Genomic DNA, 22847 nt, shown 5'->3' with positions numbered 1-22847 from the left:
ATATGTTCGAATCGTAATTAACCATAAGCGCCCGCCTTCCCCCGGGTGGCTCACCATACGACCAAGAGCCGCGGGAGAAGCGTCTTGAGCAGACTCTATGGCGATCCGATCGAGGTGTGGACCAGGGACGGGGAGCCGACCCAGTTCGTCTGGCGCGACCGCCTCTTTCTCGTCCGCCGTGTCCTCGACCACTGGGTGGTCGCGCGCGAATGGTGGAAGACCAGCGAGCGCGACCCGGGCGAGCGCCGGTTCTGGCGGGTCGAGGCCAGTCCCGGCCGCGACGTGGGCTCCTACGAGCTGCGTTACGACACCGCCGGCAGCGGCTGGCTGCTTCTGAGGGCGTGGGACTGATGGCGCCCCCGTTCCCGCACCTCAACGTGAGCTCCGCGTACTCCATGCGCTACGGCACCGCCTTCCCGCGCGCGCTGGTGAACCGGGCGGTCGAGCACGGGATGGACATCCTCGCGCTGACCGACCGCGACGGGCTCTACGGCGCGATCAAGCACGCCCAGGCGTGCGCGGACGCCGGGATCGCCCCCGTCCTGGGCGTGAGCCTGGCGCTCGACGTCCCCGCCTCGGCCTTCACGCCCGTGCCCGGTCTGCGCACACCCCGGCCCAGGACCGGCGGGAACGCCGAAGACCGCGTCACGGTGCTGGCCCGCTCCGGCGGCTGGTCGCGCCTGTGCCGCCTGGTCACGGCCGCCCACCACGCCGGCGAGCGCGGCGTGCCCAAGGTGACCAGGAAGCTGGTCGGCGAGTGGGCCGGCGGGGCGGGCGAGCACGGGTTCGGGGCGGAGGACGGGCTCGTGGTGCTGCTCGGCCCCAGGTCCGACGTGGGCCGCGCGGTGGCCGAGCGGCGCGACGAGCAGGCCAGGACGCTGCTCGGCCTGTGGCGCGACTCGGTGCCCGGCGTCGTGATCGAGCTGGTCGACCAGTACGGCTTCCGCGACGCCATCACGGCCGTGCGCATGCTCGGCCTGGCCGAGTCCATGGGCGTGCCCGCCGTGCTGACCAACGCCGCCAGATACCTCGACCCGGCCGACCACCAGGTCGGCGACGTGCTCGACGCGGCCCGCCAGCTCGTCCCGCTGCACCCGCGCCACCTGGAACGCACCACCTCCCACGCCTACCTCAAGAGCACCAAGGAGATGTGGCAGGTGGCGGCCAAGGTCTGCGGCGCCGACCGGGAGCGGGTGGCGCGGCTGCTGTTCACGACCAGGCGGCTGGCGGAGGACTGCTCGATGGACCCGCTCGGCCTGCTCGCGCTCAGGAACGACCCGCCCGACCTGAACCTGCCCGAGATCGGCCGTGACCCGGTGCCGCTGCTGCGTCACCGGGTCGAGGACGGGCTGGTCGCACGCGGGCTCGACCGCTCCGAGGAGGCCAGGCGGCGCCTCCGCGACGAGATGGCCGTCATCGAGCGCAAGCGCCTGTCCGGATATTTCATCGCCGTGGCCGGCATCACCGACATGATCCGCGGCATGGGCATCCGCTGCGCCATCCGCGGCTCGGGGGCGGGCAGCCTGGTCAACCACCTCATCGGCATCGGCGAGGTGAACCCCCTCGACCACGGCCTGCTCATGGAGCGTTTCCTGTCGGAGGGCCGCATCGGGCTGCCCGACATCGACGTGGACGTGGAGTCGGCCCGCCGGCTCGACTGCTACAAGGCCATCTTCGACCGCTACGGCGAGGCCCGCGTGGCCTGCGTGTCCATGATGGAGACCTACCGGGCGCGCAGCGCCATCCGCGACGTCGCCGGCGCGATGGGCCTGCCGCCGCACGAGATCGACGCGATCGCCAAGGCGTTCCCGCACATCAGGGCCAGGCAGATCACCGCGTCACTGAACGACCTGCCCGAGCTGCGCGACAGCCGGCTCGGCGAGGCGGGCCTGGACCGGGTGTTCCGGCTGGCGGAGAAGCTCGACGGCCTGCCCAGGCACATCGCGCTGCACCCGTGCGGCGTGCTGGTCGGCAACACGGGCCTGCGCGACAGGACGCCGGTGGAGCGCAGCCTGCTGGAGTTCCCGATGTCGCAGTTCGACAAGGACGACGTGGAGGATGCGGGGCTGCTCAAGCTCGACGTGCTGGGCGTGCGGATGCAGTCGGCGATGGCGTACGCGCTGAGCGAGATCAAGCGCGTGGACGACGTCGTGGTCGAACTCGACACCCAGCAGGGCGACGAACCCGACGTCCAATACGTCCCGCACGACGACCAGGAGACCTACGACATGATCTGCGCGGCCCGCACCCTCGGCTGCTTCCAGATCGAGTCGCCCGGCCAGCGCGAGCTGGTGGCCAAGCTGGAGCCGCGCCGGATGCACGACCTGATCGTGGACATCTCGCTGTTCAGGCCGGGCCCGGTCAACTCCGACATGGTCACTCCCTACCTGGAGGCCAGGCACGGGTGGCGGCAGCCGCACTATCCACACGAACGGCTGCGGGAGGCGCTGAAGGAGACGCACGGCGTCGTGGTCTTCCACGAGCAGGTGCTCAGGATCATCGAGGTGATGACCGGGCGGGACCTGTCGTTCGCCGAGAAGTTGCGGCGCACGCTGGACACGCCCGAGGGGCGCGAGCGGGTGCGCAAGACGTTCGTCCCCATGGCCAGGGCGGGCGGCTTCGACGACGCGGCCGTCGAGCGGGCGTGGAAGGTGCTGGACGCGTTCGGGGCCTTCGGGTTCTGCAAGGCGCACGCGGCGGCGTTCGCGCTGCCCACCTACCAGTCGGCCTGGCTCAAACGGCACCACGCGGCGGCGTTCTTCGCCGGGGTGCTCACGCACGAGCCCGGCATGTACCCGCCGCGCGTCATCATCGACGAGGCCAGGCAGTGCGGCATCAAGATCCTGCCGCTCGACGTCAACAAGTCGGGCAAGGACTGGCGGGTGGAGCGGCTCGGGCTGCGGGTGCGCGTGCGGCCGTCCCAGCTCTCGGAGCCCGCGACCGGGCGGCGGCGGGAGTTCAGGATCGGGGAGATCGGCAAGGGGTACGCGCTGCGGGTGCCGTTCTCGGCGATCAAGGGGGTGAGCGAGGCGGAGGTCGAGCGCATGGTCGCCGGGCAGCCGTACACGTCGCTGGCCGACTTCTGGGACCGCGCCCGCCCTTCGCGGCCCACGATCGAGCGGATCGTCCAGGTCGGCGGCCTGGACGCGCTCCACGACCTGCACCCGGGCGGCCCGCGCTGGCGTCCGGGCGAGCTGACCCGCCGCGACCTGATCGCCCAGGTCGGCGTGCTGGAGCGGACCTCGGCGAGCGGCGTGCGTGCGGGGCCACGCGCCTCCAAACGCTACGTCCCGGCCGGCGCGCGGGACCGCCCCGCCCATGCGGACCCGCAGCCGTCCGCGCAGCTCCCGCTCGGCTTCGGCGAGCACCTCCCGCCCGGCGAACTGCCTGAGATGACCGAGACGGAGATGGTCGAGGCGGAGCTGGAGATCCTCGGCATCGACGTCAGCCGCCACATCGTCAGCTTCCACGACGAGCTGCTCGACGCGCTCGGAGTGGTACGTTCCAGAGATCTTCTCAGGCCGCGCAACGGCGCGGAGATCCTGGTGGCGGGGGTCAAGGTGGCGACGCAGACGCCCGCCGTGCGCTCGGGGCAGCGGGTCATCTTCACCACGCTCGATGACTCGACGGGGCCGATCGACCTGACGTTCTTCGAGTCGGTGCAGGGGCGGTGCGCGGCGACGGTGTTCGGCTCGTGGCTGCTGCTGGCCAAGGGGGTGGTCAGGCGCACGGGCACGCGGGCGGTGTCGCTGCGCGCGGTCGACTGCTGGGACCTGACGGCTTTGGACCGGCTCTGGCGCGCCGAGGGCATCGACGCGGTCCGCGCCGTCCTCGACCAGGCTCCGCGGGAGGTGGCAGGGGTCGGCGGGCGCAGGATCGAGTACGCCAACGGCTTCCGCCTGTCGCCCTACTCCGACCTCGGCCCGGCCGTCGCCGACCCGCCCAGGCGGCTCTGGCACGCCAGCCAGGGCAGCTCTGGGCCGACGGCGGCCTGACTTCGCGGGAACACGCGCCGGGGGAAACAGGGTTGACTAGGGACATGCATGCCATCATCGTCTCCGCCCAGGGCGGTCCAGAGGTTCTCGAATACGTCGAGCGTCCCGACCCGGTCCCGGGTGAGGGGCAGGTCGTGGTCGACGTCGCCGCCGCCGGCGTCAACTTCATCGACATCTACCACCGCTCCGGCGCCTACCCGCTTCCCCTGCCCGTCACCATCGGCTCCGAGGGGGCGGGCACCGTCTCCGCCGTGGGCCCCGGCGTGCGCGACGTCGCCGTCGGCGACACCGTGGCCTGGGCGAGCGTGCTGGGCAGCTACACCGAGAAGGCGGTGGTCCCCGCCGACCGCCTGGTGCCGGTGCCGGAGGGCGTCCCCGCCGAGGTGGCGGCCGCGGCGATGCTCCAGGGCCTGACCGCCCACTACCTGACCCACTCCACCCACGAGGTACGCCAGGGCGACCAGGTCCTGGTCCACGCCGGAGCCGGCGGGATGGGGCAGCTGCTGATCCAGCTCGCCAAGCTCAAGGGCGCCAAGGTGTACGCCACGGTCTCCTCCGCGGAGAAGGAGAAGCTGGCCCGCGCGGCCGGCGCCGACGAGGTGCTGGGCTACGAGGACTTCGCCGAGGCCCTGCGCGGCAGGATCGACGTCGTCTACGACGGGGTCGGGGCGGCCACGTTCGACGGCGGGCTGCAGGCGCTGCGCCCGCGCGGCCTGATGGCCCTGTACGGCGCCGCCAGCGGCCCTGTCCCCCCGCTCGATCCCCAGGTGCTCAACCAGCGGGGCTCGCTCTTCCTGACCAGGCCGTCACTCGTGCACTACATCGCCGAACGCGCGGAGCTGCTCCAGCGCGCCTCCGACCTGTTCGGCTGGATCGCGGAGGGCAAGCTGGCCATCAACGTCTCCCACCGTTACCCGCTGGCCGAGGCCGGCCGGGCCCACGAGGACCTCGCGGGCCGCCGTACCACCGGGAAGCTGCTCCTCATCCCCTGACAGACCCGGCGGGCCAGCCGAGCAGAAGGGGTTCACCGGGGGAGGGTCGGGACGTGCGGGGGGCCGTGCTGGATGAGCCGGAGCAGGGCGTCGGTGTCGAGGTGCCGTTCGACCAGGTCGCCGAGGGCGTCGAGGCGTTCCTCGCGCAGCCGGGCGAAGTCCGTGCCGGGAGCGGGGACGAAGTCGCGGCCCGCCCGCTCGGCCACGTCCGCCAGGAAGGCGCGGCGGAAGCCGTCGTTCTCCAGGGCGCCGTGCCAGGTGGTGCCCCAGACGTTCCCGACCCGGCAGCCGTCGAGGAACGGCTCGCCGCCCTCCACCGACGCCCTGCCGTGGTGGATCTCGTACGCGCGCACCGGCTGCCCGTAGGCCGTCCCCTCCGGCCTGGCGAGCCGCTTGTCCTGCCCGAACTCCACCCGTACCGGCAGCCGTCCGAGCCCTTCGACCCGGCCCTCCCCCGATTCCACCGCGTCGACGATCTCGCGTCCGAGCATCTGGAACCCGCCGCAGATGCCCAGCAGGGGCCCTTCGCGTTCGGCGATCGCCCCGGCCAGGCCGCTCTGCCGCAGCCAGGCCAGGTCACGGACGGTGGCCCGTGAGCCGGGCAGGACGACCAGGTCGGCGTCGTCGAACTCGACCGGGTCGGTCACGAAACGCACCACGACACCCGGTTCGGCGGCCAGCGCGTCGAGGTCGGTGAAGTTGGAAATCCTGGGCAGGCGGACGACCGCCACGCGCAGGGTCTGCCTGCCGTGCGGGGCTCGGGTGGGGACCCGGCGGCCGTCCAGGGCCAGGGAGTCCTCGACGTCGAGCCAGAGGCCGTCGAGCCAGGGCAGGACGCCGTACACCTCGCGTCCGGTGAGCTGTTCGATCATGTCGAGCCCGGGTTCGAGGAGTTCGCGGGCACCGCGGAACTTGTTCACGACAAATCCCGAAATATGGGCTTGGTCGTCGGCGTCCAGCAACGCCACCGTGCCGTAGAACGCGGCGAACACCCCGCCCCTGTCGATGTCGCCCACCACGATCACCGGCAGGCCGGCGGCCCTGGCCAGGCCCATGTTGGCGATGTCGCCGGGGCGCAGGTTGATCTCGGCGGGGCTGCCCGCGCCCTCGCAGACCACCACGTCGTACTGCTTCCTGAGCCGGCCCAGCGCCTCCAGCGCCGTGGTGCGCAGCAGGTCCTTGAGCGCGCCGTACTCCATGGCGTCCACGTCCGCCACCGGCGTGCCCATGAGGACGACCTGACTGCGGCGGTCGCTGCCCGGCTTGAGGAGGATCGGATTCATGTCCGCCGCGGGCTCGATGCCGGCGGCCTGCGCCTGCATCGCCTGGGCGCGGCCGATCTCGGCGCCCTGCGCGGTGACGTACGAGTTGAGCGACATGTTCTGCGCCTTGAACGGCGCGACGCGCACGCCCCGGCGGGCCAGCCAGCGGCAGATCCCGGCGGTGACCACGCTCTTGCCCGCGTCGGACGTGGTGCCCGCGACCAGTAACGCCCCGTTGACCATGGGCTCACCGTATCGGAACGGCCATCACCGCTTCCGAGCGACGGGCGTCCCATGAAAGGGCAGGCGACAACGCCCGCCGCGTGGCGGGCGTTGCCTGCCGCGGATCACCCCTGCTGGCCCGGCGGCTGCTGGGGCGGCGGCTGCTGCTGAGGGGGCGGCTGCTGCTCCTGGCCAGGCTGGCGGCCCTGCTGGCCGGGCTGGCCACCGCCGTAGCGGCGCTGCACTTCGTCCACGCCCTTCTCGATCTTGTCGTCGTACTTGTGCCCAGTCCGCTCCTTCGCCATCTGCTCGGCGCGGTCCAGCAATTGATCAGCCTGCTTGGAATGCCCTCTGGCCAGGTTCTCTGCCTTCTTCAACCATTCCGCTATGCGGCCCATGACCGTATCCCCAATCTTCAGACTACGCTCGCCCCTACCCCGACATCGGCGGATGATGTGCCGGCCTTGAACCTCCTGTCGAACGGTCTTTCGACCAACCTCGCCGAGCATGCCCTTGCCGACACCCCGTGGCGGCGGGCGTGAATCACCTCCCGGGCTCGACCCCGTCGTAGTCGACCAGCAGGTGGCGCGGCCCTCTCAGCACCGGGCTCGGCCGGTACGGCGGCGGGTCGGTCACCAGCCTGGGGTTGCGCAGCCGCCGGGTGAGCTCGGTGAGCGCGATCTGGGCCTCGAGCCTGGCCAGGGGCGCCCCGAAGCAGTAGTGGACGCCGCCGCCGAAGCCCAGATGCTCGTTGCCGGGCCGGTCGGGGATGAAGGTGTCGGGGTCGGGCAGGTGGTCGGGGTCGCGGCTGCCCGCGGCCAGGACCAGGACGACGGGCGATCCGGCCGGAATTGTGGTGCCCGCGACCGTGATGTCGTCGAGGGCGACCCGCTGGGACAGCATCTGCACCGGCGGCTCGAAGCGCAGCAGCTCTTCGACGGCGGGGACGATCAGGCCGGGGTCGGAGCGGACGCGGGCCAGCAGGTCCGGGTGGCGCAGGAAGGTGAGCATGCCGTTGGCGATGAGGTTGATCGTGGTCTCGTGGCCGGCGATCAGCAGGAGCACGGCCGTGGAGACAACCTCCTCGGGCGTCATGGAGCCCTCGGGGCCGTGGTAGGTGACGAGCCCGGACAGCATGTCGTCCCCTGGATGGCGGCGGCGGTCGTCGGCCAGCCCGGCGAGGAAGCCTCCCAGTTCGGCCTGCACGGCCTGGCGGGCGCGATCCCGCTCGGCGCGGTCCTCCTCGCCCGGGCCGAGGGTCTCGATGATCTGGTCGGCCCAGGCGTGGAAGCGCTCCTCGTCCTCTACCGGCACGCCGAGCAGGCGGCAGATCACCGCGACCGGCAGCGGGTAGGCGACCTCGTCGACGAGGTCGGCCCGGGGTTCGCCGGCGATGCCGTCGATCAGCCGGGTGGTGATGGCGAGCATATCGGGGCGCAGGTTCTCGACCGTCCTCGGGGAGTGCGGCGGCCCGAAGTGGCGCATGGCCAGGTGGCGCAGGCGGTCGTGCTCGGGCGGGTCGAGGCCGATGAAGCCGAGGCTCAGTCCGCTCGGGGTGGCGAGGTTGCGCCGGTCGGAGCTGATCCTGGGGTCGTGCAGCAGCGCGACGATCTCGCGGTAGGTGCTGACCACGTACGTCCCGTCCTCCTGCCGCGCCACCGGGGTCTTCCTGAGCTCCTTGAAGAGCGGATAGGGATCGGCCCGCCCCGACGGGTCGAGGATCTGCCGCAAGACGTTCTGCGATGTCATGACCTTGCTCTCTCGGTTCCCGCGGGATGCACCAGCACCGCGCGCCGTTCGGCCGGATCGTGGCCGGTCACCACGACGGTCGCCCCGCCGGTGGCCACGAGGCGCTCGGGGACCCGGGCGGGCACGGGCCCGGCCTGCTCGCGCCGGTCCACGTGCCGGAAGTCCGGCGGGAACGGCGCGGCCCGCTCGATCAGGTCCCGGTAGAAGTCCAGCCACATGCCCTGGTTGAAGGTCACCGCCGCCGTGATCCTGCCCTGGTACCCGTAGACGGCCACGAACCGGTATTCGGCCGTCGAGCCCTGCGTGATGACGATCTGGTCGGCGAAGGTCGGCACCCCGACCGACTTGATGTTGACGCCGAACTGGCTGGACCAGAACACCGGCACCGACAGGTGCGGCCAGCGGTGCGTCTGGTCGCTGATCATGTTGTGCGCGGCGACCTCGGCCTGGGCGACCGCGTTGCCCCAGTGCTCCAGCGTCATGAACTGGTACTGGTAGAGCGGGTGCGGGAAGCGGGCGATGTCGCCGGCCACGAAGACGTCGTCGGTGACCAGGCCGTTGGTGTCCACGACGCGGCAGCCGGCGTCGCAGGCCACACCCCACACGCCGGCGGCCAGCCCGGAGTCGTGCAGCCATTCGACGTTGCGTATCGAGCCGAGCGCGACGACGGCCACCTCGGCCTCCACCGTGCTTCCGTCCGACAGGCGGGCTGCGCGCAGCCGCCCGTCCGCGTCGCCTTTCAGGGCGGTGACGGTCAGGCCGCAGCGCAGGTCCACGCCGTGCTCGCGCTGGAGCCGCGCCGCCACGTCGCCGATCACGCCGCCCATGGCGCTGATGAGCGGGGCGGGGCCGCGTTCGACGACGGTCACGGGCAGGTCCAGTTCGCGGCAGGCCGAGGCGATCTCGCTGCCGGTGAACCCGGCGCCGAGCACCAGCACGCGGCGCGGGCGGGCGGCCAGCGCCTGACGCAACCGGGCGGCGTCCTCCACGGTGCGCAGCGTGTACACGCCCTCCAGCGCGGCCTCGGCCGCGTTCGGCCACGGGCGGGCGCGGGTGCCCGTGGCCAGCAGGACCCGGTCGAAGCCGACCGCGGTGCCGTCGGCCAGCAGCACCCGTTTCCCCGCCACGTCCAGCGCTGTAGCGGGACCGCGTACCCGTTCGGCCTCGACCTCGCGCAGGTGGGGCAGCGTGGTGTGCTCGGCCGGCACCTGGCCGGTGAGGATCTGCTTGGACAGGGGCGGCCGGTCGTAGGGCTCGTGCGGCTCGTCGCCGATCACGGTGAGCTGCCCGGCGAACCCCTCCCGTCTGAGCACGCCGGCGGCCCGCGCCCCGGCCAGCGAGGCTCCGACGATGACGATGTGGCCGCCCGTCCTGATCGTGACCGGCTCTCCGGCGCCGCGCCGCTCCGTCCAGTCGAGGTGGATGGCCTGGACGGGGCAGGCGTTCGCGGCCCGCAGGACGTGCTCGCGGTGGACGTCGTCGGGGTCGAGGTCGTACAGGAGCGCCTCGTCGTGCATGGTGAAGACGTCCGGCGCGAGGAAGACGCACTGCCCGTAGCCCTGGCAGCGTGTCAGGTCGACGACGACTTTCATCGGTCCTCTCCCCCGTCGGGCGCCGCGCTGGGGGAGAGCGCACGGCCTCGGTGTACGCCCGCGCGTCGGTGGCGGGCCCGGCCCGGGTGAACCTACCCACCAGCCCGCGCCTTGATGCCCGGGGACGACGGCGGGGCTCCTACCATACGCGCATGACCACGCACGGATTCACGCTCACCGCCGACGGCCCGTTCGACTTCGGCGCCAGCCTGCGTTTCGTCGAGGAGTGGCCGGCCACCAGCGCGCTGCCCTCCGACGGGCGGGCGCTGCGTTTCGCCTACTGCGCGGAGTCCGACTGGCTGCCGGTCGGCGTGAGCGTGACGGCCGCGCCCGGCGGGGTCGCCGTCGCCACGACGCGCGCGCCGGGGCCCGCCCTTCGGGGCGAGGTGGCGCGGATCCTCTCGCTCGACGTGGACGGCGGCGGCTTCGCCAAGCTCGGCGAAGCCGACCCGGTCCTCGGCGACCTGCAGCGGCGCAGCCCCGGCCTGCGGCCCGTGTGCTTCTGGAGCCCGTGGGAGGCGGCGTGCTGGGCGGTCATCGTCCAGCGCTCGTCGATGCTGATCGCCTCCAAGATCAAGCAGCGCATCGCGGAGCGGTTCGGCGCCGAGGTCGCCGTGGACGGGCGCGCGTACGCGGCCTTCCCGCCGCCCATGACCCTGGTGGACGCCGGCGGCCTGGGCCTGCCCGCGCAGAAGGAGGAGTGGCTGCGCGGCCTGGCCCGCGCCGCGTTGGACGGCGTGCTCACCACCGAGCACCTGCGCGCGCTCCCGCCGGAGCAGGCCCTGGCCGAGCTGCGCGCGCTGCCCGGCGTGGGCCCCTTCTCCGCGGGGTTGATCCTGATCCGCGGCGCGGGCGCGCCCGACGCGTTCCCCGGGGACGAGCCCCGGCTGTTCGCGATCCTGCGCGAGGCGTACGGGCTGCCCGAGGACGCGCCCCCGTCGGCGTACAGGAAGCTGGCCGAGACGTGGCGGCCCTACCGCTCCTGGGCCTCCTTCCTGTTCCGGGCGAGCACCTACGGCCGCGACTGAGCCTCACGCCTTGGTGAGCGCCTCGACGGGACGCAGGCGCAGCGCGCCCACGGCGGTCGGGATCGCGGCCGCCATCACGAGCAGCAGCGCTCCCCCGGCGATGGCCACGTACACCCACCAGGGGCCGCTGGCCAGCGGCGAACCGGTCTTGACCAGGCTGTACGGCACCGTCGTCGCCGCGGCGGCGACCGTGCCGAGCACGATGGCCAGCACCGCCGTCAGCACGCCCTCGGCGGCGACCATGGCCAGCACCTGGGCGCGGGTCACGGCCGACAGCCGCAGCAGCCCGAACTCACGGCGCCGCCGCCGGGTGGCCGCGATCACGGTGTTGACCACCACGATCGCCGTGAACGCGATGATCATGGCGACGACCAGGTAGTTCACGGGGGCGAGCGGCACGCTGGCGTCGCCGGCCGCGTGCGGGAGGCTGTCCTCGGTGGTCTGCATGTAGAGCGTCCCTCCGGCGATGCCGACCAGGAGGATCAGCGGCGCGGCCACGCTGCCGCTGTGCCGGGCGCGGGCCTGGACGTTGCGCGCCGCCAGCCGGGCCGTCGCCCCGAACCTGGCCTCGGACAGCCACCTGGCGGGCAGCATGGCGGCCGGGCTGAGCAGGGCCAGGCCGACCGCGACCGCGACGCCCGCGGGGCCCGCCGTGCTCGACAGCAGCGGCCCGTCCTCCATGAGCAGCGTCCCGGCCGACAGGCTCAGCCCCAGCGCCAGCACGCTCAGCCCGGCGAGCACGCGGCCGCGGGTCAGCGGTCGGGCGGGCGGCGCGGTGGACAGCGCGCGGACGGGCGGGACGGAGGCCGCGCGCCGGCTCGATATGAGGGCCGCCGCGACCGCCGCGAGCAGGGACGTACCCGCCCCGATCGCCACACACAACCAGCCCGCCTGGAGTTCGACCCCGGAGTCGACCAGGCCGCCGCCGGTCAGCCGCCCGAGCACGACCGCGCCCAGGCCGACGCCGGGCAGCAGCCCCGCCGCGACCGCGGGCAGGGCCGTGATCACCGTCTCCAGCAGCACGTTCTGCCGGATCTGCCGCGGGGTGGCGGCGATCGTCCGCAGCAGCGCCAGCTCCTGCTCGCGGTGCTGGATCGTCAGCGAGACGGTCGAGACCACGCCGAACGCCACGATCGCCACGGTCCAGCCGCCCAGGATCGCCGGCAACATGATCAGGAACCCGCTGTCGCGGCCCGTCGCCAGCCCGGTCTCCAGCAGGCTCGCGAACGCGGTCAGCAGCGCGGTCCCGGCGGCGATGACGGCCGCCGAGGCGAGGTAGGAGCCCAGGTGGGCGCGTACCGTGCCGAATGCCAGCCGCCACCTCATCGGGCACCCCCGCCCAGGCTCGCCATCCGCGCGGCCACCGCCGCGGCGTCCGGCCGGGTCAGGCTGTCCGCGATGCGGCCGTCGGCGAAGAAGACCACGGCGTCGGCGTAGGAGGCCGCCACCGGGTCGTGCGTCACCATCACGATCGTCTGCCCGCTCACGCTCACCGCCTCGCGCAGGATGCCGAGCACCTCGCGGGCGGACTGGGTGTCGAGCGCGCCGGTCGGCTCGTCGGCGAAGACGATGGCCGGCTGGGAGAGCAGGGCGCGCGCGATGGCCACCCGCTGCTGCTGGCCGCCGGACAGCTCGGCGGGCCGGTGCCCCGTCCTGTCGCCGAGCCCCAGCCGGGTCAGCAGCCCGCGCACCTGGCGGGTGTCGGCCCTGCGGCCGGCGAACTCCAGGGGCAGGGCCACGTTCTGCGCCACCGTCAGGGTGGGGACCAGGTTGAACGACTGGAAGACGAACCCCATGCGCTCGCGCCGCAGCCGGGTCAGCGCGGTCTCGTCCAGGTCGGTCAGGTCGTGCCCGTCGAGGGTCACGGATCCGGAGTCGGGCCGGTCGAGGCCGGCCGCGCAGTGCAGCAGGGTGCTCTTGCCGGATCCCGACGGGCCCATGACGGCGGTGAACGTCCCGGGCGGGATGGACAGGGACACCTGGTCCAGCGCGGTCACGGCGGTGTCGCCCGAGCCGTGGCGCTTGGTGACGTGGTGGAGTTCGAGTGCGTGGTGACGGGTCTTGTTCGTCACTGATTTTGCGTACGCTGCACGAGTCATAAATACACCGTACCCCATGCCGAACTAATCGCACTTAAAGGGGGATAAGCTATGATTTCGTCACGGGGAGCGTTCGTGACAAAAAAATGAGGGAGATGGGCCGCTGTGGCGACGTGTGAGATGTGTGGACGGGCGTTGCGCCCCACGGAGCGGGGACGCCCACGGCAGTACTGCTCCCGCGCCTGCCGGGCCCGCGCCTACCGGGCCCGCGTCGCCGAACGCCCGGCCACGGTCGAGGCGCGCAGGACGCCCGACGGCGCCGAGCCCGCACTTGACCAGAGCCTCATCGTGCGCGCCGCCATCACGCTCGCCGACAAGGAGGGCGTCGGCGCCGTGTCCATGCGGCGCATCGCCACCGACCTCGACGCGGGCGTGATGTCGCTCTACCGGTACGTGGCCGGCCGGGAGGAACTCAACGACCTGATGGTCGACACCGTCTTCGGCGCCCGCCCGCTGCCCGAGCCCGGCCCCGACGGCTGGCGGCCCAAGCTGGAGCTGTCCGCGCGCGAGGAGTGGGCGCTCTACCGCGCGCACCCGTGGCTGTCACACCTCGTCGCCGTCACCACCCGGCCACCCGTCGCCCCCAACCTGATGGCCTACACCGACTGGCGCATGCGCGCGCTCGACGGCCACGACCTCGACTTCGCCACCCTCGTCCAGATCGCCATCCTGATCGGCACATACGTGCAGAGCGCCGCGGCCCCGCTCGCGTACGAGACGCAGGCGGCGCGCAGGACCCGCAACACCCGGCAGCAGTGGGCGGCGGCCCGGCGGGAGGCGTTCGACCGCAGCATGAGCGAGGGACGGCTGCCGATGGTGTCGGAGTTCGGCGACGAGGCGTTCGCGGCCTCGGAGCCCGCGAACATCTTCGAGTTCGGCCTGTACCGGATGCTGGACGGCATCGCGGTACTGCTCGACCGCCCCTGACGCCGGGGCCGGTCACTCCCCACGGCCGGCCATTCCCGCAGCCGGCCACTTCCCGCGGCCGGTCACTCCTCGCGCGGGGAGAGGCGGAAGACGCGCAGTTCGCGGCCGGAACGGTCGGTGTAGCCCTGGTAGAGCGGCCAGAACCGGGTGAGGGCCTGCCACGCCTGCTCGCGCTCGGCCCCCGCCAGCAGGCGGGCGGTCACGGGGACGGCCTTGCCGCGGAAGGTGACGGTGGCCTCGGGCGTCTTGAGCAGGTTGCCGCTCCAGGCGGGGTGGTGCTCCTTGCCGAAGTTGCTGCCGACCACGAGGAAGGTGCCGCCGTCCTCGGGCAGGCAGGCGAGCGGGCTCTGGCGCTGCTGCCCGCTCTTGCTGCCTGTGGTGGTGAGCAGCAGGTGGGGGATCATCTGGTCGCCCATCAGGACGCGACCCCCGGTCATCCGGTTGATCAGCCGGTCGAGCGGCGGCACGACCTTGGGCGCGATCAGGGCGAAGCCCTTGGTGGCCCCGAGCCACTGGAAGAACGGGCGCAGGGCGGCGGCGGAGCGGGCCATGGGGTGCTCCTGTCAGACCACGATGACGTCGCGTCAAGATTAACCGGTTCGTGGTGGTACGTGAAGAAGGTCATGATGCGTGCGCAAGGGCTTCGGCGGGCATGCGGAACGGCCGGCCGCATGAGCGCCTCCGATCACGGACACCTGGCCGGCGGATCAAGCCCTGGATCTCCCGGTGCCGGTCAGCCACTCGGCGAGGACGGCGGCCTGGCTGTAATCGACATCGTGGGTGGCGGTCAGCAGCGTCAGCTTGTCGTGGTCGGCGAGGTCCCGCAAATGGTCTACGGCATGCCGCCGCGCAGGCTCGCGCAGTTCGGTGAGGTAGCGGCGGCGGAACTCGGCGAAGCGGCCGGGCTCGTGGCCGTACCAGCGGCGCAGTTCGGTGGACGGGGCGACCTCACGCAGCCACTCGTCGAGATGTGCGTCCTCCTTGCGCATCCCCCGGGGCCAGACGCGATCGACAAGCACCCGCCTGCCGTCCTGGGGCGAGGATTCCTCGTAGATCCTGCGGTACGTGATGTCCTTGGTCATGGCAGTACCCCCAACTGGCTGCACTCGTATGAGTCAGTGGGCGTCTTCTCCCCATCCCCGGCCTACGCGATGGGATCATCCTGCAACCAGACTGGGAACCGGTGCTGCCGGCCGCCTCGCTCCATGGGCCTGGTCGCTCCGCCGACCGACGAGTTCCGAACCTCCCACCGGATTCAGCCTTCTCATCGATGGTTGCACATTGGACCCGTTGTCGAACCGACCGGGGTGGAGGATCCGGCCTTCCCCACGCTGCGTTCCACGAGGGTAGTAGGGCGATCGTCGATTCCCGGGCCTTTGGCGGCACCTGTCCCGCTCCGGCGGCGTCGTCCTGATCAGGCGATTGGCGCTCGGGCCCTCGGGTACTACGCCGTTGGTGGGTACCGCGAACCTCCGTCCGTTGCTTGCCGACCGCGTCCAGACGCCTCCGCTGCTCACCTTCGGCCACGGCACGGCCTCCCGGAACCTGATCGCCGCCCTCCTTCACGGCGTCGACGCGGAGGCGGTCGTGGACGTGCGTACCGCGCCGGGGAGCCGGCGCCTCCCCCATGTTGGCCGGCAGGAGCTCTCCGCCTGGCTGCCGGAGGAGGGTATCGACTACCGGTGGGAGAAGAGGCTCGGCGGTTTCCGCACGCCGGCCCCGGACTCGCCCGACACGTTCTGGCGGAACGACTCCTTCCGGGGGTACGCCGGCTACAGCCGCGGGCCGGAGTTTCACACCGCCCTGAAGGACCTCCTGGACCAGGCGGCGGCCAGCCGTACCACGATCATGTGCGCCGAGGCCCTCTGGTGGCGCTGTCACCGGCGGATCATCGCCGACTACGCCGTGCTGGTTCACCACGTCCCCGTACTGCACCTGGCCCATGACGGACGGCTCACCGAACACCGGCCGACCGCGGGCGCACGCCTTCTCGATGACGGGTTCCTCGTCTACGACGCCGCCTGAGCCGCCGCCGTGCGGTCGGCTACCGGCCAAGACTCGGCCTGGATAATCGCAGCACCACTGCTTCCCGCAGGGCTGGGCAACGGCCTGATCGGCTATCGGGTGAGAACGCTCACGTCCATGTACGGAAAATTCGCCGCTTCGGTGAAAATGGAGCGCCTCTTATCGGCGATCTCCTTCCACCCCTTGTGGACGCCGTAAGCGGTGGTGTTCAAGAACCAGGGGCCGCCGCTGTCGCCGTTCTCCGCGGTGTGGCCCGTCGTGGCGACCAGGTCGCAGTAGTCGCGAGCACACACGTCGGTCACCCAGACGGGCGTCGAGCAGTTCCTGCCCGTCGTGCGGCCGAAGCGGCAGATGTTCTGGTCGAGAATGGGCCGCTTGACACTGGTGACGTCGCGGGCCATGTCCCAGTTGTAGTAGAAGGTGGGCGACGGCGTGTACGCGCCCCGGGAGTACCAGGTCGCGTCGCCGTACCTGTACGGGATGCTGTCCCTTCTCGTCACGTTGGTGTAGTTCGACCCGCTGGTCCCGTGCCGGTAGTAGCGCAGCTTGGCGATCTCGACGAACTGCTCCTGCCAGCCGAAGAGGGCCTGAGCCTCCTCCAGGGTGATGCCCCGCTGCTCGGCGATCAGCGCGAGGTCCTCCGCCTCGGCTTCCGACTGAGTGGAGGTAGCCGCCAGCGCGGGGACGTTGAACGCGGTTATGGGTAACGCGACGACAACGGCGACAAGGGAGGCCGGCAGCTTCCTTCGCATATGCGGATTCCTTCTTCCGGCTTCAAGGTGGACGGCTTTCAGGATGTCCGTAAGGCGAAGAGATGTCGTTGACGGAGACTCCACACTTGTCTTGACCCACAGTCCACGGCCGAGGACGCCGCGCCTCTGCCGTAGGCTGCCGTCCTATGAGCGAGCCCGTACCCGCCGACCTGCTGGAGATCGCCGACGCGCTCATGCCCGGCGCCCCGCTGGACGCCGCCAGGCTCGCCCGTGGCGGGATCCACGACGTCGTGCTGCTGCCGGGCGTCGCGGCCGTGCGGATCAGCCAGCGTCCGTTGGGGGCCGAGTTGCTGCCGCGCGGTACCGAAGTGCTGCGGGTGATCGCGGCGTCCGGGCTGCCGTTCGCGGTGCCCGAGCCGCTGACGCCGGTGACGGCGTTCGGGGAGCGCGCGGCCGTCGCCGTGTCGTGGATCGACGGTGCCGGCCTGGCCGAGGGCCAGGGCGACCCGGTCGGGATCGGCGAACTGCTCGAAACGCTGCGGGAACTGCCCATCACCCCGGACCTGCGCGCCCTGCTGGCAGCGCCGCGCACGCACACGGGCGCCGCCAACTGGGCGAACATCCTGGCCGACGAGGTCATCCCGCGCTTCCCCACGAAGTGGCGCGAGGAGGGACGGCGGCGGCTGGAGGCGGCCCTGGCCCTGGAGGCGGTTCCCGACACCCTCGTCCACGGCGACCTCTGCGGCGCAAACGTGCATTGGGGCCCGGACGGCAAGCTGATCGGCGTCCTCGACTGGGACCGGGCCCACCTGTTCGACCCGGCGATCGACGCCGCCTTCATGAGCTGGCACGGCTGGGAAACCCTGCGGCGAGCCGTCGACGGCGCGACATACCGGCGCGCCCGCGTCTGGGAGCACACCTTCGGCGTCGACCACCTCGTCGCGGTCCTGGAACTGGGCGGCAGACCCCTGACGCTGGTCGACAGCTACGTCGAGCACGTCGTCGCGTGGCTGGAGAAGTCCGCTGTCCAGAACCCGTGACACCGTCGCAGGACGGGGCCGAGACCGATGAAGCAGCGGGGCGCGTGACCCGATCTCGGCGGCCGGATTCCCAGAATTATCGCCGACAACACATCCCTCAGAATTTTCGCGCGCATCTCCTTTCTCCTGTGCGTCACCCAACTTTTCTCGTACGGTCATGCCGCCTCGGCGTCCACGAGAATTCACGGTGCGGACAATTAACGCACCAGACCGACGCCGGGTTGCGACCCGAAGACGCATGTCGGCGACGCCGGACGGATGATCAAATAGAACTCGATCATCGGTTGAAATCGGCCCGCCCCGGCACCCCCTTCGGGACCGCCAACCGCTGACACGGGCGAGGATTACGGCCTACGCGCCCCGCCCGAACCGAGCGGCCATGTCCGGCCCATTCCGCCGACATCATACAGTCATCAGTCGAACACATAGCGTACTCAACTGATCGCCTTCCTTGCGTGCATACAGGCCGCTCTCAGCGCCTTAAACCCAGCCCCACCTGCACGGATATGCCATCCGAGTGCCTCAAGGCAGGTCCGGTCGCGGCGATTCTGGTAACAAACATTTCCAGAAATAACCGGTCTAGCTTATTGCCATTGACTGGAATTGTTGGAACATATGGACAGAGTGACCGAGTGAAGTCCGAAGATCGCTTACCGCATCAGGGTAGCGGCGAGGGAAAGGGGCAACGCTCATGCACCGACGTGCTGTCCGAAACTTGGCCATGCTCGAATCGACGCAGGCCAGAATCACGCGGATATTCGACGCCGCCGCGGGCGGGAAGAACAACTTCCTGGCGGACAAGGACATGGTGCGTCATTTCGATCAAGTAACCCCTGTCATCACCACCGCGGCCCGCGCCGTGATCGAGTTCCTGTCCCGGGTGATAGGCCACCTGGCGGCGGAAGAGGGCGTGGACCAGTTCATGATCGTGGGAAGCGGGGTTCCCAGCGGCCTTCCCGCCGGGCACCGGTTGCACGACATCGCGCGCGACGCCTGCGCCAGCCCTTCCCTGCGAGTCCTGTACGTGGAGAACAACCCGATGGTGGTCGCCATGGCCCGCGCCACCATCGAACCCTTCACGGACACGGTCCGCGTGCTGGACGGCGACGTGCGGGAGATCGACGAGATGCTCCGGGACCGGGTGGTCCAGACCTTCCTCGACTGGGACAGGCCCGTGGCCGTGCTGCTGCTGTCGACGCACAGTCTCGACGATGACGAACACGCCCACTACGTCATCAAACGGCTCCGGCACGCGGCGCCCAAGGGCAGCTTCCTCGGACTGTTGCACACCTCGTTCGACGGCGTCCCCCCGGAGTTGTTGCCGGCCATCCGCGACCTGCTGACCATGACGCTGCCCCGCCTCGCGATCCGCTCCCGGGAGGAGGTCGCGGCCCTGCTCGAAGGGCTCGACCTGGTGGAACCCGGACTGGTGTGGGTCCCGCAGTGGCGTCCAACAGGGCCCGATCTCGCCTGCGCCGACGAACCAAGCACATCAGGCAACTACGGCGCCTTAGCTCACATCCCCTGACCTGACCCCCACGTCAAGGTCACGCCCCACATGCCCGCGTCTCCATCGTCGCCCTCGCCGGGAAGCCGAATGGGAACCGTCGCAACAATCTTGCACCTTGCGGATTCCCAAGAGTGAGCGTGAGAGCTTATCGTTGGGATTGGGAGCGCTCCCATAGCGAGAGATGTGATGCACATGACCCCCCAGCCCGGGGCCTTGCCCACCACCGAACTCCGCACGGTGGAATACCTGCTGCCATCGGTCCCCGCAGGTGTCGGCAAGACGCGTTCCCTGGTCCGTACAGAGCTGGCCGGCTGGGGCCTGCACGGGGCGATCGACGATTGCCTCCTCATCGTGAGCGAACTCGTCACGAACGCCATCCGGTACGGCGGTTCGGCCTACGCGCTGCGCCTGGAAGACCGTGAGGGCCGGTTGTACGGCGAGGTCTTCGATCCGGGCGAAGGCGAACCCCGTCCTTGCTCGCCCGACCTCAACGCACTGTCCGGACGAGGGCTTCAGATCGTCGCGGCGATCGCCGACGACTGGGGCGTGACGGTGGTGAGCGGCGGCAAGGTCGTGTGGTTCGCGCTCACCTGCACCGCCTGACATCACTCGAAAGATGTACGCGCTCTCCTCAACCCGCAGGAGGTCACGAGCCCCGGCCCGTCACTACGCTGGCCGACGCCCGCATCCTCGTGATCGAAAGAGTCCCCCATGGCCTCCGCCCGCAAGACGCTCCTGACCGGTTCCCTCACCTTCGCCGGCGGGCTGGCGCTGTGGTTGTGGGGGCTCGACGAGGAGATCTTCATCTTCACACCGTCGAAGGTGGGCGTGGTCCTGATGATCGTCGGTGGGCTGGAGGCCCTGTACGGCGTCTACAAGAGCCTCCGCCGCGACGACGCGGCCTGAGGCCGCCGAACACCGACCTGGCCCTCAACCCCGGATATATACGACCGATCGGTCGTTCATATAGTCTGACGTCCATGACACACGTGTTGAGGTTCCGTTGGATCGCCGGCCCTGCGGTCGGACAGCCGGGCCCGCTGGTGGCCGCGTTGACGGACTATCGCATGCACCGGCTCATCGACCTGCCCGGCATCGCCCGGCGCGGGCGGTCGCTGAGCCGCCTGTGGCCGTCGTTGCCCGGGGCGGTGGGCATGTGGCTCTGGGTCGATCTGGCCGGTCGCCGGTGCGGGTCGCTATCGGTGTGGTGCGGCGAGGACGACCTGCGCGCGTTCGTCCGGGTGCCGGAACACGTGCGGATCATGCGCGACTACCGCCACCGGGGCACGCTCCGATCACACACCTGGCAGATCGACACCCTGGACAGGGCCGCCCTGTGGCGCGTCCACACGCCCTGATCTATTCTCAAGGCGTCTGTGAACGTTCACACACGGAGACCGGTATGGCCGTCTTACGGAGGGTCGCACTGGCGACCCTGCTCGCGCTCGTCCCCCTCACCCCCACCCCCGCCGACGCCGCCACGTTGAGCATGCGCGGCGCCGACATCTCCTCGGTGCAGCGCAGCCTCGACCTCGGGGCCACGTACTACAACCCCTCGGGAACCGCCGCCAACCCGCTGGACATCCTCACCGGCGCCGGCGTCAACTACGTCAGGATGCGCGTCTGGAACAACCCGGCCAGCGGATACAACAACAAGGCGAAGGTGCTGGCCTACGCCAAGACGGTCAAGGCCAAAGGGCTCGGCCTGATGATCGACTTCCACTACTCCGACACCTGGGCCGACCCGGGCAAGCAGTACAAGCCGGCCGCATGGGTGAGTCACGGCATCGGCCAGCTCCAGACGGACGTCTACGACTACACCTATGACGTCTGCACCGCCCTCAAGGCGCAGGGCACCACACCGGACAGCGTGCAGATCGGCAACGAGATCAACGTCGGCATGCTCTGGAACGACGGCAGGGTCGTCAACAACGACTTCACCAACCTGAGCCTGCTGCTGAAGGCCGGCTACAACGCGACCAAGGCGTGCAACGCCGGCACGCAGGTGATCATCCACACGGCCAACGCCGACAGCCTGGCCAACGCGCGCTGGTTCTACGACGGGATCCGCGCCAAGGGCGTGCCCTGGGACATCACCGCCCTGTCGTACTACTGCATGTGGCACGGCCCGCTGTCGACCCTGTCCAGCGTGATCAACGACACCAGGTCCCGCTACGGCAAGCCGGTCATCGTGGCCGAGACCGCCTACCCCTTCACGGCGGCCAACGCCGACTCCGAGGCGAATGCGGTCAACGGCTCGGCTCCCTGCTCGGGCTACCCGGCCACCTGGGAGGGGCAGGCGAGCAACTTCACCGCCGTCCAGAACACCGCCCGCGCGGCCGGCGCGATCGGCGTCTTCTACTGGGAGCCCACCTGGTACGCCATCAGGGGCAACGGCTGGGACCCTGCCAACATCAACGGCACCGGCGACCAATGGGACAACATGGCCACGTTCAACTGGACCGGCGGCGTCAATCCCGGCATCAGGTGGACCCCGTAGGTCTCACAGCGGCAGCGGGATGCGCTCGAAGAACCAGTACACGCTGACCGCCACGATGGGGACCGACAGCGCGAGCACCGCCCAGCGGGCGGCGGACGTGCGGCGCAGCAGCGTCAGCAGCGGGAAGAGCACGGCGATGAGCACGAGCTGGGTGACCTCGATGCCCACGTTGAAGCTCAGCAGCGACAGGAGCAGCTCCCACGATCCGCTCTCGTCGATGTCCAGCGCGCCCGCGAACCCGAGCCCGTGCACCAGGCCGAAGGCGAAGACGATCGGCAGCCGCAGGCGGCCCAGCCGGTCCTCTTCGCGGCCCAGGAGGCCCGCAACCGCCACGACGACGATCGAGCCCGCGATGATCGGCTCGACGATCTCGCCGGGGACCGCCACGATCCCCATCGCGGCCAGCAAGAACGTGATGCTGTGGGCGACGGTGAAGGCCGAGGCCGTCAGGACGACGTCCCGTAGCCTGCGGGCGCCGATGAGCAGGGCGAGCAGGAACAGGACGTGGTCCAGACCGAACAGCAGGTGTTCCGCGCCGAGCAGGAAGAACTCCCCGATCTGGTTCGTCGCCGAGTGCTCGCCGACCCGCACCGTCGGGCTCTGGGCAACCAGGACGGCCGAGCCGTTCTCCCCGTCGAGCCGGTAGCGGAGGAGGGTCTCCGTGCTGTGGACGAAGGTCTCGGAGTCGGGGAAGAGCGCGCTGGAGATCGCGTAAGCGCCCTCGCCCGCGCCGCAGGCGTAGTCGAGGGTGAGCACGGCGAAGGCCGCCTTGCCGCGCGGGCGTACGTCCGCGTCGCCCGCCATGGTGGGCGTGCATGGTTTGTCCTTGTAGGCCACCTGGAAGCGGTCGGTGACGTAGCGGATCACCGCGTCGCGGTTGGTCTTCAGTTGGCGGAGCTGCTCGGCCCGGCCCTTGGCCTCGTACGCCTCGGCGTAGAGCCAGGCCGACTTCATGAGCAGGTCGTACTCGAGGTCGAGCACGGCCCTGACGTTCGCGCCCGCGCCGCTCACCTCGACGTGGGCCTTCGTGGTCGCCTCGTGCGCCTGCGCCGGAGCGGGACGCACCAGGTCGGCCAGCGCGCCGCAGAGGATCACGGCGAGGACGGCGGCCGACAGCCAGCGCCTGCGGGACATGTGTCGTCTCTCCAGGTCGGGACGGACGCCGCCCCGGACCGGGCAGGTCCGGGGCGGCG

At 70.8% G+C, this 22847-nt stretch carries 22 protein-coding genes; 12 read left to right on the top strand and 10 right to left on the bottom strand.

Features of this window, described 5'->3' with window-relative positions; genetic code table 11:
• Positions 1 to 84: 84 nt before the first annotated feature.
• From ACFOY2_RS18195 to ACFOY2_RS18185, 3 genes are read left to right on the top strand one after another with little or no spacing between them, the layout of a single operon-like run.
• The gene (locus ACFOY2_RS18195; RefSeq protein WP_379529230.1) at positions 85 to 351 is read left to right on the top strand and encodes a DUF6504 family protein; all 267 of its coding nucleotides are present in this window, start codon (positions 85 to 87) and stop codon (positions 349 to 351) included.
• On the top strand, positions 351 to 3995 hold the full coding sequence (locus ACFOY2_RS18190; RefSeq protein WP_379529229.1) for a DNA polymerase III subunit alpha: 3645 nt from the start codon (positions 351 to 353) through the stop codon (positions 3993 to 3995). The genes ACFOY2_RS18195 and ACFOY2_RS18190 overlap by 1 nt, the downstream gene beginning before the upstream one ends.
• 44 nt (positions 3996 to 4039) lie before the next feature.
• Positions 4040 to 4987 (top strand): quinone oxidoreductase family protein, encoded by a 948-nt coding sequence (locus ACFOY2_RS18185; protein ID WP_379529228.1) that lies wholly within the window; start codon positions 4040 to 4042, stop codon positions 4985 to 4987.
• Positions 4988 to 5019: 32 nt separating this feature from the next.
• On the opposite strand, the gene ACFOY2_RS18180 is transcribed toward ACFOY2_RS18185, so the two are convergent.
• From ACFOY2_RS18180 to ACFOY2_RS18165, 4 genes are all read right to left on the bottom strand, one after another.
• Positions 5020 to 6492 (bottom strand): cobyric acid synthase, encoded by a 1473-nt coding sequence (locus tag ACFOY2_RS18180; protein ID WP_379529227.1) that lies wholly within the window; start codon positions 6490 to 6492, stop codon positions 5020 to 5022.
• 104 nt (positions 6493 to 6596) lie between these two features.
• Positions 6597 to 6848, bottom strand: a complete 252-nt coding sequence (locus ACFOY2_RS18175) for an antitoxin (protein ID WP_379529226.1) — start codon at positions 6846 to 6848, stop codon at positions 6597 to 6599.
• A gap of 166 nt (positions 6849 to 7014) precedes the next feature.
• Entirely contained in the window at positions 7015 to 8220 is a 1206-nt protein-coding gene (locus tag ACFOY2_RS18170; protein WP_379529225.1) for a cytochrome P450, read from the bottom strand.
• Positions 8217 to 9812 (bottom strand): FAD-dependent oxidoreductase, encoded by a 1596-nt coding sequence (locus tag ACFOY2_RS18165; RefSeq protein ID WP_379529224.1) that lies wholly within the window; start codon positions 9810 to 9812, stop codon positions 8217 to 8219. Before ACFOY2_RS18165 ends, ACFOY2_RS18170 begins: the two co-directional genes overlap by 4 nt.
• Before the next feature lie 152 nt (positions 9813 to 9964).
• Here ACFOY2_RS18165 and ACFOY2_RS18160 point away from each other — a divergent pair, with 152 nt between their 5' ends.
• The gene (locus ACFOY2_RS18160) at positions 9965 to 10840 is read left to right on the top strand and encodes a DNA-3-methyladenine glycosylase family protein (protein ID WP_379529223.1); all 876 of its coding nucleotides are present in this window, start codon (positions 9965 to 9967) and stop codon (positions 10838 to 10840) included.
• A 3-nt stretch (positions 10841 to 10843) separates the two neighbouring features.
• Here ACFOY2_RS18160 and ACFOY2_RS18155 read toward each other — a convergent pair whose 3' ends face one another.
• Together ACFOY2_RS18155 and ACFOY2_RS18150 are read right to left on the bottom strand one after the other, a co-directional pair.
• Entirely contained in the window at positions 10844 to 12166 is a 1323-nt protein-coding gene (locus ACFOY2_RS18155; RefSeq protein WP_379529222.1) for an ABC transporter permease, read from the bottom strand.
• Entirely contained in the window at positions 12163 to 12912 is a 750-nt protein-coding gene (locus tag ACFOY2_RS18150) for an ABC transporter ATP-binding protein (RefSeq protein WP_379529221.1), read from the bottom strand. Before ACFOY2_RS18150 ends, ACFOY2_RS18155 begins: the two co-directional genes overlap by 4 nt.
• Before the next feature lie 162 nt (positions 12913 to 13074).
• Here ACFOY2_RS18150 and ACFOY2_RS18145 point away from each other — a divergent pair, with 162 nt between their 5' ends.
• Entirely contained in the window at positions 13075 to 13866 is a 792-nt protein-coding gene (locus ACFOY2_RS18145) for a TetR/AcrR family transcriptional regulator (RefSeq protein ID WP_379529220.1), read from the top strand.
• Positions 13867 to 13928: 62 nt separating this feature from the next.
• Here the strand turns inward: ACFOY2_RS18145 and ACFOY2_RS18140 are convergent, their stop codons facing one another.
• The gene (locus ACFOY2_RS18140; RefSeq protein WP_379529219.1) at positions 13929 to 14417 is read right to left on the bottom strand and encodes a nitroreductase family deazaflavin-dependent oxidoreductase; all 489 of its coding nucleotides are present in this window, start codon (positions 14415 to 14417) and stop codon (positions 13929 to 13931) included.
• A gap of 156 nt (positions 14418 to 14573) precedes the next feature.
• A complete protein-coding gene (locus ACFOY2_RS18135; RefSeq protein WP_379529218.1) occupies positions 14574 to 14948 on the bottom strand; it encodes a DUF488 domain-containing protein in 375 nt (124 codons plus the stop codon).
• A gap of 397 nt (positions 14949 to 15345) precedes the next feature.
• Here ACFOY2_RS18135 and ACFOY2_RS18130 point away from each other — a divergent pair, with 397 nt between their 5' ends.
• Positions 15346 to 15891 (top strand): DUF488 domain-containing protein, encoded by a 546-nt coding sequence (locus tag ACFOY2_RS18130; RefSeq protein WP_379529217.1) that lies wholly within the window; start codon positions 15346 to 15348, stop codon positions 15889 to 15891.
• 92 nt (positions 15892 to 15983) lie between these two features.
• Here ACFOY2_RS18130 and ACFOY2_RS18125 read toward each other — a convergent pair whose 3' ends face one another.
• Entirely contained in the window at positions 15984 to 16643 is a 660-nt protein-coding gene (locus ACFOY2_RS18125) for a trypsin-like serine protease (RefSeq protein ID WP_379529216.1), read from the bottom strand.
• Positions 16644 to 16789: 146 nt separating this feature from the next.
• Between ACFOY2_RS18125 and ACFOY2_RS18120 the strand changes: the two genes are divergently transcribed.
• The 6 genes from ACFOY2_RS18120 to ACFOY2_RS18095 all read left to right on the top strand — a co-directional run bounded on the left by ACFOY2_RS18120 (position 16790) and on the right by ACFOY2_RS18095 (position 21654).
• Positions 16790 to 17644, top strand: a complete 855-nt coding sequence (locus tag ACFOY2_RS18120) for an aminoglycoside phosphotransferase family protein (protein WP_379529215.1) — start codon at positions 16790 to 16792, stop codon at positions 17642 to 17644.
• Positions 17645 to 18335: 691 nt separating this feature from the next.
• The gene (locus ACFOY2_RS18115) at positions 18336 to 19172 is read left to right on the top strand and encodes an SAM-dependent methyltransferase (RefSeq protein ID WP_379529214.1); all 837 of its coding nucleotides are present in this window, start codon (positions 18336 to 18338) and stop codon (positions 19170 to 19172) included.
• Positions 19173 to 19346: 174 nt separating this feature from the next.
• Positions 19347 to 19757 (top strand): ATP-binding protein, encoded by a 411-nt coding sequence (locus ACFOY2_RS18110; RefSeq protein WP_379529213.1) that lies wholly within the window; start codon positions 19347 to 19349, stop codon positions 19755 to 19757.
• 108 nt (positions 19758 to 19865) lie between these two features.
• Complete coding sequence (locus ACFOY2_RS18105; protein ID WP_357814616.1) at positions 19866 to 20060, top strand: DUF5708 family protein; 195 nt, start codon at positions 19866 to 19868, stop codon at positions 20058 to 20060.
• 74 nt (positions 20061 to 20134) lie between these two features.
• On the top strand, positions 20135 to 20512 hold the full coding sequence (locus ACFOY2_RS18100; RefSeq protein WP_379529212.1) for a hypothetical protein: 378 nt from the start codon (positions 20135 to 20137) through the stop codon (positions 20510 to 20512).
• A 44-nt stretch (positions 20513 to 20556) separates the two neighbouring features.
• Positions 20557 to 21654 (top strand): glycoside hydrolase family 53 protein, encoded by a 1098-nt coding sequence (locus ACFOY2_RS18095; RefSeq protein WP_379529211.1) that lies wholly within the window; start codon positions 20557 to 20559, stop codon positions 21652 to 21654.
• A gap of 3 nt (positions 21655 to 21657) precedes the next feature.
• Here the strand turns inward: ACFOY2_RS18095 and ACFOY2_RS18090 are convergent, their stop codons facing one another.
• Positions 21658 to 22788, bottom strand: coding sequence for a HupE/UreJ family protein (locus ACFOY2_RS18090; protein ID WP_379529210.1), 1131 nt, complete (start codon positions 22786 to 22788; stop codon positions 21658 to 21660).
• Positions 22789 to 22847 lie beyond the last annotated feature (59 nt).

Source organism: Nonomuraea purpurea, assembly GCF_042650645.1.
GTDB lineage: Bacteria > Actinomycetota > Actinomycetes > Streptosporangiales > Streptosporangiaceae > Nonomuraea > Nonomuraea purpurea.
The sequence above is the reverse complement of the archived record's forward strand: the minus strand, read 5'-3'. Positions and strand labels throughout refer to the sequence as shown.

What these genes read in the sequence shown, in the direction of transcription:
- ACFOY2_RS18190 (WP_379529229.1), top strand. Translation starts at nt 351, where the DNA reads ATGGCGCCCCCGTTCCCGCACCTCAACGTGAGCTCCGCGTACTCCATG.
- ACFOY2_RS18185 (WP_379529228.1), top strand. Translation starts at nt 4,040, where the DNA reads ATGCATGCCATCATCGTCTCCGCCCAGGGCGGTCCAGAGGTTCTCGAA.
- ACFOY2_RS18180 (WP_379529227.1), bottom strand. Translation starts at nt 6,492, where the DNA reads ATGGTCAACGGGGCGTTACTGGTCGCGGGCACCACGTCCGACGCGGGC.
- ACFOY2_RS18170 (WP_379529225.1), bottom strand. Translation starts at nt 8,220, where the DNA reads ATGACATCGCAGAACGTCTTGCGGCAGATCCTCGACCCGTCGGGGCGG.
- ACFOY2_RS18165 (WP_379529224.1), bottom strand. Translation starts at nt 9,812, where the DNA reads ATGAAAGTCGTCGTCGACCTGACACGCTGCCAGGGCTACGGGCAGTGC.
- ACFOY2_RS18160 (WP_379529223.1), top strand. Translation starts at nt 9,965, where the DNA reads ATGACCACGCACGGATTCACGCTCACCGCCGACGGCCCGTTCGACTTC.
- ACFOY2_RS18155 (WP_379529222.1), bottom strand. Translation starts at nt 12,166, where the DNA reads ATGAGGTGGCGGCTGGCATTCGGCACGGTACGCGCCCACCTGGGCTCC.
- ACFOY2_RS18140 (WP_379529219.1), bottom strand. Translation starts at nt 14,417, where the DNA reads ATGGCCCGCTCCGCCGCCGCCCTGCGCCCGTTCTTCCAGTGGCTCGGG.
- ACFOY2_RS18135 (WP_379529218.1), bottom strand. Translation starts at nt 14,948, where the DNA reads ATGACCAAGGACATCACGTACCGCAGGATCTACGAGGAATCCTCGCCC.
- ACFOY2_RS18125 (WP_379529216.1), bottom strand. Translation starts at nt 16,643, where the DNA reads ATGCGAAGGAAGCTGCCGGCCTCCCTTGTCGCCGTTGTCGTCGCGTTA.
- ACFOY2_RS18120 (WP_379529215.1), top strand. Translation starts at nt 16,790, where the DNA reads ATGAGCGAGCCCGTACCCGCCGACCTGCTGGAGATCGCCGACGCGCTC.
- ACFOY2_RS18115 (WP_379529214.1), top strand. Translation starts at nt 18,336, where the DNA reads ATGCACCGACGTGCTGTCCGAAACTTGGCCATGCTCGAATCGACGCAG.
- ACFOY2_RS18110 (WP_379529213.1), top strand. Translation starts at nt 19,347, where the DNA reads ATGACCCCCCAGCCCGGGGCCTTGCCCACCACCGAACTCCGCACGGTG.
- ACFOY2_RS18105 (WP_357814616.1), top strand. Translation starts at nt 19,866, where the DNA reads ATGGCCTCCGCCCGCAAGACGCTCCTGACCGGTTCCCTCACCTTCGCC.
- ACFOY2_RS18100 (WP_379529212.1), top strand. Translation starts at nt 20,135, where the DNA reads ATGACACACGTGTTGAGGTTCCGTTGGATCGCCGGCCCTGCGGTCGGA.
- ACFOY2_RS18095 (WP_379529211.1), top strand. Translation starts at nt 20,557, where the DNA reads ATGGCCGTCTTACGGAGGGTCGCACTGGCGACCCTGCTCGCGCTCGTC.
- ACFOY2_RS18090 (WP_379529210.1), bottom strand. Translation starts at nt 22,788, where the DNA reads ATGTCCCGCAGGCGCTGGCTGTCGGCCGCCGTCCTCGCCGTGATCCTC.